Source organism: Actinoallomurus sp. NPDC052308, assembly GCF_040679195.1.
GTDB classification, from domain to species: domain Bacteria; phylum Actinomycetota; class Actinomycetes; order Streptosporangiales; family Streptosporangiaceae; genus Actinoallomurus; species Actinoallomurus liliacearum.
In genome coordinates this window covers 450,884-466,412 of the sequence record NZ_JBFAUM010000003.1, presented here as the reverse complement: position 1 = coordinate 466,412, position 15,529 = coordinate 450,884, and the positions used below count along the sequence as shown (strand labels likewise).

Genomic DNA, 15,529 nt, shown 5'->3' with positions numbered 1-15,529 from the left:
GCCGCGTCTTCGCCGGATGACCAGCGGTCTTCGCGCGGACTTCGCTGGAGTACTAGGGAACCCGGCCGAGCCGACAGCTGTCGTTCGTGTCCATCTTGTTGGCGAGGACGGGGTACCCGTCACGTTCGCGCGCGTGCACGAACACCACCGGCGCCCTGCCCCGGACCTGAAGGTACGCGGCGCCCGTCTGGCACAGGGCCAGAGCGGCCGGGGAGTTCGCGTCGCTGCCGGGCAGGTCGGTGTAGACACGCAGGATCGGCGCCGTCCAGATCACCTCACGCACGTGGCCGGCGACCTCGGGCACCGCGCTGCGGTAGTACGTCACCGCGGCCGCGTCCCGGGCGTCGTCATGCCACCCCGGCGCGGTCGGCGTCGTGCTCGGCGTCGCGACCGGGGTCGGCCGTTCCACCTCGACCACCGGTCGGCCCGGCCGCCGGTGCGGGGCGGCCGGGATGAGCGCGACGGCCACCAGTACGAGACCGGTCGCCCCGCCGAGCAGCAGGCACACCGGGCGTACGGCCGAGGCCGGCAGCAGCCGGACGATCACGTAGGCCACGTCGGCGCGCGGCCGCACGTGTCTGCCCCTCCGGCGCCCTGATCGAGTCACGCGTGGAATACTCCGCCGCGGCGCGCCGACCGACCCGCCCGATGGCCAAGTCTTCGACCGCACTTGACCCGCCGATTAGCCGGCGGACGCCGACCACGACCGTCACGGCACGAAGACGATACGACGGCCGCCTCCGCTCCGCGTCCGGTTCTTCTCCACGTCGGCGAGCGGGCTGGTCTCGACGTCGAGGCGGAATTCGCCTGTGGCCGCCTGGTCGAGCGATCCGGCAAAGGCGGTCGCGGCCTCGGTAAGCGAGGTCTGCCCGGCGGTGAACGAAGGCGGCGTCGCCTTCGAATATCCAGATCGACGCCCACGCCGCAGTGCTCTACCGAGCACTTCCGTCGAGGCGCTGATGGGCACTGAAGCGGGCTGCGGTCAGGACCGAACCGCGATCAGCCATCCGTGTCTTTGGGATGGCGCGGGGATGCGTAGACCAGATACACGGTTCGCTTGGCTCGATCGACGAGGTAGCGTACGCGGCCGCCGGCGGTTACTTCGTACTCCCACTGTTGATACTCGACACCACCCACGGTGGCGGCGGGACGTCGTCGCCCCGTTTTGGGCTCATGGAGCGGGCACCTCTCCATGATCCTCATCGGGAAGAGGGGCGGTCAGCCGGGCCGCCAGGTCCGGATCAGCCAGGATCCGGGCGGTGGCCCGCCACTCCACGATGACGCGATGGAGGTTGGAATGTACGTCCAGTTCGGCCACGTCACGGACGGCATCCACGAGATCGATCACGAACTCGCGAACCTCCGCCGCCGAGAGGTGACGGACCCAGGGGAACACCTGTGGGAGGGCGAGGAGGACGGCACGAGCGCCTTCATCGCTGCTGATCAACGCGGTGAACAAACGTGTGGTGACGTCCGCGGTCTCTTCGCGCTGCCGATCGTGGTGTTCAGTGGTGAGGTACAGGTCCTCGCCATCACGCCGTGTGACATGCACACGCTGAGCACGCTCAACGGCCTCGGCGACCCGCTTGGAGTTCTTCGACAGCTCGGAGAACGAAACGACAGGAGTGGACACGACCACACAATAGTTCGGAATACATTCCGAAGTCAATCGCTCCCGTCTCTTCCCGGTCGGTACTTCCAGGACGCTGACAGCTTTTCCGGGCCATCGGCACGGCCCCTGACGCCGCCCCTGGGACAGACCGGGCAGAGGCGACGCGTCGCGCGCCGGGGGCGCGCCTCGTTCTCGCGGGATGTCCCCTCAGACGGACCGTAGGTGGCTTGGACCGGCTGAGGGGACGCGATGGTGGCCGGCGGACGGCCGATCCGGGATCAGGGCAGGGCGGCGACGAGTTCGGAGACCGGCTTGCGGGCGCCGGTGTAGAACGGGATCTCCTCGCGGACGTGCCGCCGGGCCGCCGCGCCGCGCAGGTGGCGCATCAGGTCGACGATGCGGTGCAGCTCGTCCGCCTCGAAGGCCAGGATCCACTCATAGTCGCCGAGCGAGAACGACGAGACCGTGTTGGCGCGCACGTCCGGGTAGCCGCGCGCCATCATCCCGTGCTCGGCGAGCATCGCGCGGCGCTCCTCGTCGGGCAGGAGGTACCACTCGTAGGACCGGACGAACGGGTAGACGGAGACGTAGGCGCGCGGCTCCTCGTCGGCGAGGAACGCCGGGACGTGACTCTTGTTGAACTCCGCCGGGCGGTGCAGGGCCATCACCGACCACACCGGCTCGGAGGCGCGGCCGAGCGCCGTCCGGCGGAAGCGGTGGTAGATCTCCTGCAGGTCGTCGGAGCTCGGCGCGTGCCACCAGAACATGAAGTCGGCGTCGGCGCGCAGCCCGGCGACGTCGTACAGGCCGCGGGTCGTGACGTCCTTGGCCGCCGCCTGCTCGAGCAGGTCCTCGACCTCACGGGCGACCGCCGCGCGATCGGCCTCGGCGAGGTCGCGCGCCCGGAACACCGACCACATGGTGTACCGGATGACCTGGTTGAGCTCCCGTGCCTTCGGTCGGCCCGTCTCTGCGGCACTCACGGTCGCACTCCTCATCGTTGTTCGGGGGACGCCTGCGGGGGTCACTCTGACCGGCCGCCACGGTCGCCGACCGGCTCGGCGCCCCGGTTCGATTCTCCCCGACCCTTCAGGTGGTCGAGCACCCGGGCCGCCGCGACCCGGCCGGACGCGACGCACGCGGGGACGCCGACGCCGTCGTAGGCCGCGCCGCACACCGCGACGCCGGGCAGCCCGGCGACCGCCGCGCGGATCCGCGCCACCCGTTCGAGGTGCCCGACGGTGTACTGCGGCAGCCCGCCGCCCCATCGGGTGACCCGCGAGTCGATCGGCAGCTCGTTGACGTCGGCGGTACGGGCCAGCTCCGTCATCGCCGCGGCCTTCAGCTCCTCGTCGGAACGCTGGAGCGCCTGCTCGTCGCCGTACCGGCCGATGGAACAGCGGGCGACCACCAGGTCGGGCGAACCGTCGGTGAGGTGCGGCCACTTGGTCGTGCTGAACGTGACGGCCTTGACGTCCCGCGTCTCGATGGCGGGCACCAGGTAGCCGCTGCGGTATGGCCGCTCGGGGAAGGCCGTGACCGAGTACGCGAGTGTGATGATCGCCATGCTCGCGTACTCGACGCGGTCGAGTTCGGCGGCCGCGACCGGGGACGTGTCCTTCAGGAGGCGTCTGGCGGGCCGGGCGGGCACCGCCAGGACGACGGCGTCCACGTCGAGGGACTCGGGCGCGCGGGCGGGTCCGATCGTGAGGCGCCAGCCATCGGGCGTACGGGCCAGCTCGCGGACCATCGCCTCGGTGCGCACGGCGCCGCCGAGCTCGGCGACCTTGGCGGCCAGCGCGCCCGGCAGCGCGCCCATCCCGTCGATGAGCGTGGTGAACACCGGCCCGGCGTTGGCGGGCGCCGCCTCGACGACGGCGCGGGCGGCGTTGATCAGGGACCGGCGGCTCCGGGAGGCGGCGGCCAGCCCGCCCATCGTCGCCTCGAAGGAGAGCTCCTCGACCCGTCCGGCGTACACCCCGCCGAGCAGCGGCTCGACCAGGCGGTCCACCACCTCGCGGCCGACGCGCGCGCCGACGTAGTCGGCGACCGACACGTCCTCGCCCCGGGGGGTCTCGGGGCGGACCAGGTCGAGTGGTACCCGGGCCAGGCCGGCGGGTGAGAGCACCTGGGAGCGGGCGAGGGCGGTCAGGTCGGCGGGCACGCCCATCACCTGTCCGGCGGGCATCGGGTGCAGGGCGCCCCGGCTCCAGATCGCCGACGACGTGGTGCCGGGGTGGACGAGCCGGTCGCCGAGCCCGAGCTCGCGGACGAGATCCAGGCCCTCGGGGCGCCGGGCGAGCATCGCCTCGGCGCCCTCGTCCACGGCGACACCGGCGATCTCGCTCGCCCTCAGCTTCCCCCCGACGTCCGTCGTCCCCTCCAGGAGGGTGACGCGGGCGCCCTGCTTCGCCAGCTCGTACGCGGCGGTCAGCCCGGCGACTCCCCCGCCGACGACGGCGACGTGGCCACGGTGCGACTGATCGGTCATCGAACTTCCTCCGTCGGCCCCATGACCAAGGTGCTGTGTCGAATGATTCCCTCGCTTCGCTCGGTCATGGGTCCACGATGGCAGACGGTCCGGGCGACCCGCGTTCAGGGTCGCGGCGCGTCCGTGATCCCGGCGCGTCGGGAACGTGACGGGATCGCGACCGCGCCCCGCGAACCGTGACTCACGTCACGACGTCCTCTTTACATGAGGGCATTTCTCTGTGTGTTGGTCACCGTGCTGCTCATCGGAGGCTGCGCCGGCTCGGGCGGTTCGAGCGGCACCGCCGGCGTGGCCCGCTCCGGTGCGGCGGGTGCCCCGGCGCTGCGGGGACCGGCGGACGGCGGCGCCGCGAAGGCCGCCGAGGCGGCGAACCTGGCGCCCGCCCAGGCGATCGTGTACACCGCCTCCGTCACCGTGCGGGCCGGGGACGTCACCGCCGCGGCGTCGCGGGCGAAGCAGATCGTCACCGGCGCGGGCGGCTACATCGGCAGTGAGGACGCCGAGACCTCCTCCGGCTCCCGGCCGGGGACGACGATCACGTTCAAGGTCCCGGCGGCACGGTACGCGGAGGTCCTCGACCGGTTGGGATCCGCGCAGATCGGCCGGCGGACATCGCTCCAGCAGCATGCCGAGGACGTGACGCAAGAGGTCGCGGACGTCGACAGCCGGGTCGCTTCGGCCAAGGCCACGCTCGCCTCGTTCCGCGCCCTCCTGGCCAAGGCGACGACCGTGAGCGAGGTGATCCGCGTCGAGCAGGAGATCTCCCAGCGGGAGGCGGACCTGGAGTCGCTGCAGGCGCGTCAGCGGACGCTGGCCCGGCAGACCGCGTACGCGACCGTGACCCTGCGCGTCGACGGCGGCGGCGCGCCGGCCAAGCGGCGGACGCACGGCTTCACCGGCGGGCTCGCGGCCGGCTGGCGGGCGTTCACCGCGTTCGTCGGCGCGCTCACGCTGGCGCTCGGGTGGGCACTGCCGTTCCTCGTCGTCGCCGCGGTGATCGGCCTGCCGGTCTACGGGCTACGGAGGCGCCGGCGTCTCTCGCGGCCCGGAGCCGAACCGCAGGGTCCGGCCTGACCCGCGCCGCCGCTCATCCGGCCCGGCGCCCCTCGAGCCCGCGACGTCGCTCAGCGGGCCGACTCCTCGCGGACGAGGTCGACGAGGCGGGCGAGCTTGTCGGGGTCGGTCGTGGGCAGCACGCCGTGGCCCAGGTTGAAGACGTGCCCCTCGGCGGTACGGCCGCGGGCGAGCACGTCGCGGGTGCGGTCCGCGATGACGTCCCAGGGGGCGAACAGGATCGCCGGGTCGAGGTTGCCCTGCAGCGCCTTGCCGGGGCCGACGCGCAGGACCGCCTCGTCGAGCGGGACCCGCCAGTCGACGCCGACGACGTCGGCGCCGGCCTCGCCCATCAGGCCGAGGAGCTCGCCGGTCCCGACGCCGAAGTGGATGCGCGGCACGTCGTACGGCGCCAGCGCTTCGAAGATCTTGCGGCTGTGCGGCAGCACCGACGTCCGGTAGTCCTCCGGGCCGACGCCGCCCACCCACGAGTCGAACAGCTGGATCGCGCGCGCCCCGGCCTCGATCTGGATCTTCAGGTAGGCCGCGGCGATGTCGGCCAGCCGGTCGAGCAGGCGGGCCCACAGCTCGGGCTCGCCGTACATCATCGCCTTCGTCCGGTCGTGGGTCTTGGACGGACCGCCCTCGATGAGGTACGACGCGAGCGTGAACGGGCCGCCGGCGAACCCGATCAGCGGGGTGCCGCCGAGCTCGCCGGTGAGCGCCTGGACCGCCTCGGTGGCGAAGGGGACGTCGCCGGGCTCCAGCGGGCGCAGCCGGTCGACCGCGGCGGCGTCGCGGATGGGGTCGGCGATCACCGGGCCGACGCCGGGCTTGATGTCGAGGTCGATGCCGATCGCCTTGAGCGGCACGACGATGTCGCTGAAGAAGATCGCCGCGTCGACGGCGTAGCGCCGGACGGGCTGCATCGTGATCTCGACGACGAGGTCGGGCCGGGCGCAGGCCTCGAGCATGGGGATGCCCGCACGCGCCTCGCGGTACTCCGGCAGCGAGCGGCCCGCCTGGCGCATGAACCACACGGGCGTGTGCGGCACCGGCCTGCGGCGGCAGGCGAGCAGGAAGGCGCTCTCCTCGCCCGGCCCGGAGGCGGCCGTGGCGCTGTCTTGCGGCATGACAGTGCTCTCCTGTCTGGCTTCCCGCGAAACGTTGTGGGCTTGAGGCACGCTCTGGATCGTCCCACGAATCGGCGCGCCGGTACGCACCGCCCCGCGGACCGGCCGACGGCGACCCCACTGCGGGACACGCACGGTCGAACGGCCCCGACGGCGACACCGCTCCCGGACACGCGCGGTCGAACGGCTCCGACGGTGGGCCCGCTCCGGACGTGCGCGTTGGAACGGTCCCGCGACGGTTCCGGGTCCCGTACGATGTGGTCCCGACGCGGGCGGGCGGGAACGTCGCCAGGGGCATGGCCCTACGTCCGTTATGAGAATCTTCAGGACACGCCGAGCGATGTCCTGCGATCGCGGCGAGGCACATGCGACCGTGTGAACGCTCCCCTGCCGAATCGAGGGAGGTCACCGAGATGGCCCTCACACGTCATTGTTCCGCCTGTGGCGGCGAACGCCGCTTCGAGCAGCCGCCGTGCGCGGACGGCCACGGCGTGGACTGCCCCGAGTGGGCGTGTGTGGACTGCGGCATGGCGATCCTGATCGGCGACACGCCGGAGATCTTGATCACCGTTCGATCCAAGGCCGCCTGAGGCCTCCTGTACTGATGTGTCCGTCAACGCGTTCCGAGGTGTGCCCGGTGGATCGGCCGTACGCCCGATGACCGCCCGGAGTGACCCCGCTCCGGGACCGTTTCAACGCGCGCTCGAGACGTTGCGCGCCGTGGTCGACGCCGAACCGGCGCGACCGGAGCTCCTGATCGAGGACATGCCGGCCCCGCAGCGGCTGGCGCCGTACGCCGCCGCGATCATGGCGACGGTGTACCGCGAGGACGACACCGAGCTCGCCGTCGGCCGCCTGATCGTGCTGTACGACCCCGAGGGGCAGCGCGGCTGGGACGGGGACTTCCGGCTGGTCGCCTACGTACGGGCCGAGCTGGAGCCGGAGATCGCGGCGGACCCGCTGATCGGCCCGGTCGGGTGGAGCTGGCTGACCGAGGCCCTGGAGGGCCATCGGGCCGGCTACAAGGCCGCGTCGGGCACGATCACCCGCGCGGTCTCGGAGAGTTTCGGAGACAAGGGCGCCGATCCGGCCACGACCGAGCTGGAGCTTCGTGCCTCCTGGTCACCGATAAGTGATGATATTGCTGGGCATATCAGTGCGTGGTGCGATGTTCTATGTCAGGCGGCCGGCTTGCCGCCGGCGGGAGTCACCTCACTGCCAAGTCCAGGAGCTTGAACACATACGGTAGGCGCGTGGAAGTGTCGGAAGCAGAAGTCGTACCCCTACTTGAACCACGGGAGGGCATTCCTCCGGTCATCGAGACTCCGGAGGTGCTCCAAGAGGCCATCGAGCGCCTGGCCGCCGGTGACGGCCCGGTCGCGGTGGACGCCGAACGCGCGTCCGGCTACCGCTATGGCCAGCGGGCCTACCTCGTACAGGTGCGCCGCCGCGGCGCCGGATCGTTCCTGATCGACCCGGTCCCCTGCTCCGACCTGTCCGCGCTGGACGCCGCGCTCGCCGACGCCGAGATGGTGCTGCACGCGGCCAGCCAGGACCTGCCGTGCCTGTCCGAACTCGGGCTGACGCCCCGGCGCCTCTTCGACACCGAACTGGCCGGCCGGCTGCTCGGCTATCCACGTGTCGGCCTCGGCACGATGGTCGAGACCATCCTCGGCTTCACCCTGGAGAAGGGGCACTCCGCGGCCGACTGGTCGAGCCGTCCGCTGCCCGCCGACTGGCTCCGCTACGCCGCGCTCGACGTCGAGCTCCTGGTCGAGCTGCGCGACGCGCTGCAGGTGGAGCTGGAGGAGGCGGGCAAGCTCGAGTGGGCCATGGAGGAGTTCGCCGCGATCCTGACCACGCCGCCGAAGGAGCCCCGGCAGGACCCCTGGCGCCGCACCTCCGGCATCCACCGGCTGCGCAGCCGCCGGAGCCTCGCCGTCGTCCGTGAGCTGTGGACGACCCGCGACCGGATCGCCCGCGACCGCGACCTGTCCCCCGGCCGGGTCCTGCCCGACGCCGCGATCGTCGAGGCCGCGCTCGAACTCCCCCGCACCCCGGACGACCTGGCGGCGCTGTCGACGTTCCGCGGGCGCAACACCCGGCGGCACGCGCCGGCGTGGTTCCGCGCGGTGCAGCGGGGGCGCACGCTCCCGGACACCTCGCTGCCCGAGCACAGCGTTCCCGGCGACGGGCCGCCGCCCGCGCACCGCTGGGCCGAACGCGACCCGGCGGCGGCCGAGCGTCTCAGCACCCTGCGGTCCGTGGTCGCCGCGCTGGCCGACGAGCACACGCTGCCCACGGAGAACCTCCTGCAGCCCGATTCCGTACGCCGGCTCGCCTGGTCCCCGCCCGAGGAGGCCACGCCGGAGGCGGTGGGCGCCGCGCTCAGCGGCCTCGGGGCGCGTACCTGGCAGGTCACGCTGACGGCCACGCCTCTCGCCAAGGCGCTGTTCCGGCTGGCCGCCAAGCGTGAGTCCTGATCGGCGGGCCTCCGGCGCCGACCGGATCGTCACGCGGCGTCTGGTCCTGGACCGGCTCGAGCCTCGCTCCGCCCGCGCGCTCTCCCAGGGCGACTGCTCGGGGATGGTCCCCGCGCGCGGGTGGCCGACGGACGCGACCGCGATCGTCGCCCACCGGGCGGCCGCGGACGCCGAGGCGCTCACCTGGCTGATCCACCGGGAGGGCGCCGTGATCGGGGAGTGCGGGATCAAGCACGGCCCGGGCGCCGACGGGGTGGTCGAGATCGGCTACGGGCTCGGCGCGCCCTGGCGGTCACAGGGGTACGGCACGGAGGCGATCCGCGGGCTGCTGGGCCGGCTCGAGGAGCTCCCGGCCTGCCGCCGGGTCACCGCCGAGGTCCACGAGGGGAACCTGCCGTCCCGGCGGCTCTTGGAACGGCTCGGCTTCTCCGTCGACGACCTCACACCCCCGTACGTCTGGTACGCCCGCGCCCTCGGGTGAGCGTGGCCGCCCGTCGGCCCGGCGCCTGGACGGACGCGGTGGGCGCGGCGGCGCGGTTTCCGCACGCCTCGTCAGAGCTGGACGAATGACAGGCCGCGGGCCTGGAGCTTCGGTAGGACCTGCCGTAGCGCCTTGATCGTCTCGGAGCGGTCGCCGCCACCGTCGTGGCACAGGAGGACGTCGCCGCCCTTGGCGGCCAGCATGCTTCGCTTGATGTGGCCGGTGCCCGGGCGGGACCAGTCCCTCGGGTCGATGTCCCAGTCGATCGGCACCATCCCGTGCCGGGCGGCCGAGCCGAAGACCGCGCGCGACCAGGCCCCGCCGGGCGAGCGGAAGAACTTCGGGGCGACTCCGGTGGCGTCGGCGATCCGGTGGTGCGCCTCGGTGATCTCCTTGTCCACCTTGTGGGAGGACATCTCGGCGATCCACAGCGGGTGGTTCATCGTGTGGTTGCAGAGCTGGTGGCCCGCCTCGACGATCCGCCGCGCGAGCTTCGGGTACTGCTTCACCTGGATGCCGATCAGCGAGAACGTCGCCTTCACATCGTGCTCGGCGAGCACGTCGAGCATCTTCGGCGTCCACTCCGGATGCGGACCGTCGTCGATGGTCAGCGCGATGGCGTTGGGCGGCGCCTCCGGAAGGAGGTCATGGACCCGGTGCACGGCCTCCTTGCGGCGCGGCACGGGCGGCAGCGGAGGAGGAGGCACGGGCTTCGGCGTGGGCGACGGGCTGGTGTTCGCGGGCGGGATGACGGCGCGGCCCCGCGCGAGCGGAGGCCGGGGCCCGGCCGGTGCGCCCTTGACTCTGTCCCCGGCAAGGAGAAGAGCGGCGCTCGCGGCGCCGAGGGTCAGCATCCGGCGGCGAGTCATCACGTCCCGAAACTCCACATGTCAAACGCTATGCCCTGACGGCGGGCCCCGTGGACGTATTCGATCGGATCGAAACAGATCGGGAACGTGACCCATCAGACACGGAAACCGGCATCTGGGTGACATTCCGGGCTTGCGATCGCGCAGCCCCTCCCCCACACTCGGGTTAGGTTAGGTATGCCTAATGTGATCTGACGTCTGGTTCGTCCGAAGGAGCGCGTCCCTTGTTGCTCGGCAACTTCCTCATCGGCCTGCGCGAAGGGCTGGAAGCCTCGCTCGTCGTCAGCATCCTCATCGCGTACCTGGTCAAGTCGGGCAACCGCCGGGCACTCACCCCCGTCTGGGCCGGCATCGGCGCCGCGATCGCGATCAGCGTGGCGTTCTGCGTGCTGCTCAGCGTCGCCTCGGGCGAGATGCAGTTCAAGACCCAGGAGACGTTCGGCGGGACGCTGTCGATCGTCGCCGTCGGCCTGGTGACGTGGATGGTGTTCTGGATGCGCCGGGCCGCGCGGTCGATGAAGTCCGAGCTCGAGGGCAAGCTGGAGGGCGCGCTGTCCCTGGGGACCGGGGCGCTCTTCGCCGTCGCGATCCTGGCGGTCGGCCGGGAGGGCCTGGAGACGGCCCTGTTCCTGTGGACCAACATCAACGCCGCCCAGAGCAGCAGCGTGCAGCCGATCGTCGGCGCCGTCCTCGGCCTGCTCACCGCCGCCCTGCTGGGATACCTCCTCTACCGCGGCGGGCTCCGGCTCAACCTCAAGCGCTTCTTCACGATCACTGGCGCCGCGCTGATCGTGGTGGCCGCCGGGGTCTTCGGCTACGGCTTCCACGACCTGCAGGAGGCCGGCATCCTGCCCGGACTCAGGTCCTGGGCGTTCGAGCCGAGCACCTGGTTCGACGGCATGGGAACGCCGGGGCAGTGGCTGCAGACCGCCCTCCAGGGCGTCTTCAACCTGACGCCTCAGGTGACCACGGTCCAGGCCGTGATGTGGGTCCTCTACCTGGTGCCGGTCATGGCCCTGTTCCTGCGCCCGGCCAAGCCGTCCGCTCCCAAGCCGCAGCGGCAGACCGCCACCGCGCAGAGCTGATCACGCGGCCCGTACGGGCACGGTTCCCACCTCGCCGGGCCGGCGGCGCGGCCCCGGGTTACCCGCCAGTCGTTACTGATGAGTAACCTATGGGTAGGAGTACCAGGAGTGCTCCGCAGGCTCTGTCAGAAGGAGAACCGACCGTGCCCCGTACCGCACGTGACGTGGTCTTCGTCGACGGCGTTCGCACGCCGTTCGGCAAGGCGGGCCCCAAGGGGCTCTACGCCGCGACCCGCGCAGATGATCTCGTCGTCCGGGTGATCCGCGAGTTGCGGAGGCGCAACCCCTCCCTGCCTGCCGACCGCGTCGACGAGGTCGCGATCGCCGCGACCACCCAGATCGGCGACCAGGGCCTCACCATCGGCCGCTCGGCCGCCGTACTCGCCGGACTGCCCAAGAGCGTCCCCGGATACGCCATCGACCGCATGTGCGCCGGCGCGATGACGGCCGTCACGACCGTGGCCGGCGGCATCGCCTTCGGCGCGTACGACGTCGCGATCGCCGGCGGCGTCGAGCACATGGGCCGGCACCCGATGGGCGAGGGCGTCGACCCGAACCCGCGGTTCCTCGCCGAGAAGCTCGTCGACCCCTCCGCGCTGGTGATGGGATCGACGGCGGAGAACCTGCACGACCGGTACCCGCACATCACCCGCGAGCGCGCCGACGCGTACGCCCTGCGCAGCCAGCAGAAGGTCGCCGCGGCGTACGAGACCGGCAAGATCCAGCCGGACCTGGTGCCGATGGCGATCCGCTCGCAGGAGAAGGGCTACGGCCTGGCCACCCGCGACGAGCCGCCGCGTCCCGACACGACGCTGGAAGGCCTGGCCGGCCTGAAGACGCCGTTCCGGCCGCACGGCCGCGTCACCGCGGGCAACGCCGCCGGCCTCAACGACGGCGCCACCGGCTGCATCGTCGCGGCGGAGGACGTCGCCGCCGAGCTGGGCCTGCCGGCCAGGATGCGGCTCGTCGACTACTCCTTCGCGGGCGTCGAGCCCGAGGTCATGGGCGTCGGCCCGGTCCCGGCCACCGAGAAGCTCCTGGCCCGCAACTCGATCACGGTGGACGACATCGGCCTGATCGAGATCAACGAGGCGTTCGCCGTCCAGGTCATCGCCTTCCTCGACCACTTCAAGATCGCCGATGACGACCCGCGGGTGAACCCCTGGGGCGGCGCGATCGCGCTCGGCCACCCGCTCGCGTCCTCCGGGGTTCGGCTGATGATGCAGCTGGCCCGCCAGTTCGCCGAGCGGCCCGACGTCCGCTTCGGCCTGACGACGATGTGCGTCGGGATGGGCATGGGCGGCACGGTCCTGTGGGAGAACCCGAACTTCGAGGGGGGCAAGTGAGCACGGTGCAGACCTGGCGATCGCTGCTGGACGGCGACGGCCCGAGCCACGACGAGGTCGTGACGCACGTGCGCGTCCGCGACGTCGAGCTGCCGTACGGCGCGGGCACCATGGCGCTGATCACGCTCGACAACGGGTTCGACCACACCAAGCCGAACACCTTCGGCCCGCGCGGCCTGCTCGAGCTGAACGACGTCCTCGACCAGGTGGCCGCGCGCGACGATCTCGCGGCCGTCGGCGTGACCGGCAAGCCGTTCATCTTCGCGGTCGGCGCGGACCTCAAGGGCGTCTCGGCGCTGGAGGGCCGCGAGCAGGCCGAGCTGGTCGCCCGGCTCGGACACGACGTGTTCCGGCGGCTCGGCGAGCTGACCGTCCCGTCGTTCGCGTTCGTGAACGGCGCGGCCATGGGCGGCGGCGTCGAGGTGGCGCTGCACTGCGCGTACCGGACCATCTCCTCGGGCGTGCCGGCCCTGGCGCTGCCCGAGTGCTTCCTGGGCCTGGTGCCCGGCTGGGGCGGGACGTACCTGCTGCCGCAGCTGATCGGCGCGGCGAACGCCCTCAAGGTCATCATCGAGAACCCGCTGAACCAGAACAAGATGCTCCGCGGCCCGCAGGCGTACGAGCTGGGCATCGCGGACACCATGTTCGAGCCGGCCGACTTCCTGGAGGAGTCGCTGCGCTGGGCCGCCCGGGTGCTGACCGGCGAGACGACGGTCGAGCGCGCCGAGGTCGACACCGGCAAGGCGTGGGACGACGCCGTCGCGCAGGCCCGGTGGTTCGCCGAGGGCAAGCTGCACGGCGCGGCCCCCGCGCCGCTGCGGGCGCTGGACCTCGTGGCCGCGGCCAAGGACCGCAGCCGGGACGAGGGGTTCGCCGCCGAGGACGAGGCCCTCGCCGACCTCATCATGAGCCCGGAGTTCCGGTCCGGTCTGTACTCCTTCGACCTGGTGCAGAAGCGCGCGAAGCGGCCCGCCGGCGCCCCCGACAAGGCCCTCGCGCGGCCGGTGACGAAGGTGGGCGTGGTCGGCGCCGGGCTGATGGCCTCGCAGCTGGCCCTGCTGTTCGCCCGGCGGCTGAACGTTCCGGTCGTGCTCACCGACCTGGACCAGGAGCGCCTGGACAAGGGTGTCGGGTACGTCCACGGCGAGGTCGACAAGCTGCTCGGCAGGGGCCGCGTCTCGGCGGACGAGGCGTCGCGGCTCAAGGGCCTCGTCACCGGCTCGCTGACCAAGGACGCGTTCGCCGACGCCGACTTCGTCATCGAGGCCGTCTTCGAGGAGATGGGCGTCAAGCAGAAGGTCTTCGCCGAGGTCGAGGCGGTCGTCTCGCCCGAGTGCGTGCTGGCCACCAACACCTCCTCGCTGTCGGTGTCCGAGATGGCCGCGAAGCTCAAGCACCCCGAGCGGGTCGTCGGCTTCCACTTCTTCAATCCGGTCGCGGTCCTGCCGCTGCTGGAGATCGTCCGTGGCGAGCGGACCGACGACGCCGCGCTGGCGACGGCGTTCGCCACCGGCAAGGCGCTGAAGAAGTCCTGCGTGCTGGTCAAGGACGCCCCCGCGTTCGTGGTCAACCGCATCCTGCTGCGACTGCAGGCGGAGATCCTCAAGACGGTGGAGGAGGGCACGCCGATCGAGGTCGTCGAGCGCTCCACCAACCCGCTCGGCCTGCCGATGTCGCCCTTCGTGCTCATGGGGCTGGTCGGCCCGGCCATCGCGCTGCACGTCGGCGAGACGCTGCACGCGGCGTTCCCCGAGCGGTTCCCGCTCTCGGACGGCCTGGCCAAGCTGGTCGCGGCGGGCAAGCCCGGCGTCTACCGGCCGGACTTCAGCCTCGACCCCGAGGCCGTCGCGCTGTTCGAGGGCGGCGCGTCCCCGTCCACGGAGGAGCAGGTCCTCGCCCGGGCCCTGGACGGGCTCGCCGAGGAGATCAAGATCATGCTGGACGAGGACGTCGTCGCCGCGCCCGAGGACATCGACCTGTGCCTGATCCTGGGCGCGGGCTGGCCGTTCCACCTGGGCGGCATCACGCCCTACCTCGACCGCACCGGCATCGCGGAGAAGGTCAACGGAGCGCGCTTCCACTCCTGACGCCTGCCGCACCACCACGGGCGTCCCGGCACGTCGTGCCGGGGCGCCCGGCTCCGCTCACGCCTTGTACATCTTGATCCAGTCGACCTGCATGGTGGCGCCGCTGCCGGCGCCGTCACCGGGGAACCAGTCGAGCTGGATCGTCGGCGCCAGCGTCCCACGGGGGATCGCGGCGCTCCTGGTGGTGTGGAACCACCGCTTGCCGTCGAGGTACCCGTTCACCCGCGTGGACGTGACCTCGACCGCGAACGTGTGCCATTTGGTCAGGTCGACCTTGACGTTCGACTGCAGCTGACCGTCGTTCCCGTAGTGCAGGAAGAAGTTGGCGTTGTTCCGCTTCGGACTCTTGATGACCTCCATGTAGTCGACCTCGGCGGGCCTGCTCTCCCCCCACAGCAGCAGCACCGGGTGGTAGCAGCCGCAGCCCCGGGTCGACCGTACGCGGGTCTCCCAGCGGCCGTACTTGCGGATGCCCTTGTGCCAGGCCATGCCCTCGGACCAGCCGTTCGCCAGGCCGGTGATCGTCAGCACGCCGTTCTTCACGGTCGCCTGCTTCGGGCGCCGCTTGGTCTTCTCCCCGCCCGGCTTGTTCTTGCCCGGGTCCTCGTAGAGCTCCCAGTCCTTCTTGTTGACGGCCGTGCCGGAGAAGTTCTCGACCCGGAGCGGCGTGCCCCACTTGTACCGGGAGGCGGCGGTGCCGTCGGCCACCTGCCCGGTGACGGTCGTGGCCGGGCGCGCGGCGGTGTCCGCGTAGCCGACCCGGGACGCCTTCGGCGAGGACGAGCCGTCCGAGGCCACGACGCCGGTGAGAACCGCTCCGACGGCGACGGCGGTCCCGGCCGCGCAGGCCAGGAGACGACGAGACGGGTGCATGGGGGACTCCTTCGAG

General features: G+C 71.9%; 16 protein-coding genes. 8 read left to right on the top strand and 8 right to left on the bottom strand.

The window, feature by feature from the left end; all coding sequences use genetic code 11:
* Window positions 1–52: 52 nt before the first annotated feature.
* The 5 genes from AB0L00_RS13530 to hemG all read right to left on the bottom strand — a co-directional run bounded on the left by AB0L00_RS13530 (window position 53) and on the right by hemG (window position 4,103).
* On the bottom strand, window positions 53–574 hold the full coding sequence (locus AB0L00_RS13530; RefSeq protein WP_364432695.1) for a hypothetical protein: 522 nt from the start codon (window positions 572–574) through the stop codon (window positions 53–55).
* Window positions 575–709: 135 nt separating this feature from the next.
* Window positions 710–967 (bottom strand): hypothetical protein, encoded by a 258-nt coding sequence (locus AB0L00_RS13525; protein ID WP_364432693.1) that lies wholly within the window; start codon window positions 965–967, stop codon window positions 710–712.
* A 204-nt stretch (window positions 968–1,171) separates the two neighbouring features.
* Window positions 1,172–1,639, bottom strand: coding sequence for a hypothetical protein (locus tag AB0L00_RS13520; protein WP_364432690.1), 468 nt, complete (start codon window positions 1,637–1,639; stop codon window positions 1,172–1,174).
* 251 nt (window positions 1,640–1,890) lie between these two features.
* Window positions 1,891–2,595, bottom strand: coding sequence for a hydrogen peroxide-dependent heme synthase (gene hemQ / locus AB0L00_RS13515; protein WP_364432687.1), 705 nt, complete (start codon window positions 2,593–2,595; stop codon window positions 1,891–1,893).
* Window positions 2,596–2,636: 41 nt separating this feature from the next.
* The gene (gene hemG, locus AB0L00_RS13510; RefSeq protein WP_364432684.1) at window positions 2,637–4,103 is read right to left on the bottom strand and encodes a protoporphyrinogen oxidase; all 1,467 of its coding nucleotides are present in this window, start codon (window positions 4,101–4,103) and stop codon (window positions 2,637–2,639) included.
* Between the two features lie 234 nt (window positions 4,104–4,337).
* Here hemG and AB0L00_RS13505 point away from each other — a divergent pair, with 234 nt between their 5' ends.
* On the top strand, window positions 4,338–5,177 hold the full coding sequence (locus AB0L00_RS13505; protein WP_364432681.1) for a DUF4349 domain-containing protein: 840 nt from the start codon (window positions 4,338–4,340) through the stop codon (window positions 5,175–5,177).
* 50 nt (window positions 5,178–5,227) lie between these two features.
* Here AB0L00_RS13505 and hemE read toward each other — a convergent pair whose 3' ends face one another.
* Window positions 5,228–6,289, bottom strand: a complete 1,062-nt coding sequence (gene hemE / locus AB0L00_RS13500; RefSeq protein WP_364432678.1) for a uroporphyrinogen decarboxylase — start codon at window positions 6,287–6,289, stop codon at window positions 5,228–5,230.
* Window positions 6,290–6,702: 413 nt separating this feature from the next.
* Between hemE and AB0L00_RS13495 the strand changes: the two genes are divergently transcribed.
* The 4 genes from AB0L00_RS13495 to AB0L00_RS13480 all read left to right on the top strand — a co-directional run bounded on the left by AB0L00_RS13495 (window position 6,703) and on the right by AB0L00_RS13480 (window position 9,253).
* Complete coding sequence (locus AB0L00_RS13495; RefSeq protein ID WP_345358833.1) at window positions 6,703–6,879, top strand: hypothetical protein; 177 nt, start codon at window positions 6,703–6,705, stop codon at window positions 6,877–6,879.
* A gap of 67 nt (window positions 6,880–6,946) precedes the next feature.
* Window positions 6,947–7,525, top strand: a complete 579-nt coding sequence (locus AB0L00_RS13490) for a DUF3000 domain-containing protein (protein ID WP_364432675.1) — start codon at window positions 6,947–6,949, stop codon at window positions 7,523–7,525.
* A 23-nt stretch (window positions 7,526–7,548) separates the two neighbouring features.
* On the top strand, window positions 7,549–8,772 hold the full coding sequence (locus AB0L00_RS13485) for a ribonuclease D (protein ID WP_364433244.1): 1,224 nt from the start codon (window positions 7,549–7,551) through the stop codon (window positions 8,770–8,772).
* Window positions 8,762–9,253 (top strand): GNAT family N-acetyltransferase, encoded by a 492-nt coding sequence (locus AB0L00_RS13480; protein WP_364432672.1) that lies wholly within the window; start codon window positions 8,762–8,764, stop codon window positions 9,251–9,253. Before AB0L00_RS13485 ends, AB0L00_RS13480 begins: the two co-directional genes overlap by 11 nt.
* 71 nt (window positions 9,254–9,324) lie before the next feature.
* Here AB0L00_RS13480 and AB0L00_RS13475 read toward each other — a convergent pair whose 3' ends face one another.
* Complete coding sequence (locus AB0L00_RS13475; protein WP_364432669.1) at window positions 9,325–10,140, bottom strand: polysaccharide deacetylase family protein; 816 nt, start codon at window positions 10,138–10,140, stop codon at window positions 9,325–9,327.
* Window positions 10,141–10,346: 206 nt separating this feature from the next.
* On the opposite strand from AB0L00_RS13475, the gene efeU reads away from it, so the two are divergent.
* The 3 genes from efeU (at window position 10,347) to AB0L00_RS13460 (ending at window position 14,640) form a co-directional block, all read left to right on the top strand.
* On the top strand, window positions 10,347–11,207 hold the full coding sequence (efeU, locus tag AB0L00_RS13470; protein WP_364432666.1) for an iron uptake transporter permease EfeU: 861 nt from the start codon (window positions 10,347–10,349) through the stop codon (window positions 11,205–11,207).
* 143 nt (window positions 11,208–11,350) lie between these two features.
* Window positions 11,351–12,553, top strand: coding sequence for a thiolase family protein (locus AB0L00_RS13465; RefSeq protein WP_364432663.1), 1,203 nt, complete (start codon window positions 11,351–11,353; stop codon window positions 12,551–12,553).
* Window positions 12,550–14,640 (top strand): 3-hydroxyacyl-CoA dehydrogenase NAD-binding domain-containing protein, encoded by a 2,091-nt coding sequence (locus AB0L00_RS13460; protein ID WP_364432661.1) that lies wholly within the window; start codon window positions 12,550–12,552, stop codon window positions 14,638–14,640. The genes AB0L00_RS13465 and AB0L00_RS13460 overlap by 4 nt, the downstream gene beginning before the upstream one ends.
* 57 nt (window positions 14,641–14,697) lie before the next feature.
* On the opposite strand, the gene AB0L00_RS13455 is transcribed toward AB0L00_RS13460, so the two are convergent.
* Complete coding sequence (locus AB0L00_RS13455; protein ID WP_364432658.1) at window positions 14,698–15,513, bottom strand: glycoside hydrolase family 16 protein; 816 nt, start codon at window positions 15,511–15,513, stop codon at window positions 14,698–14,700.
* Window positions 15,514–15,529: the final 16 nt, after the last annotated feature.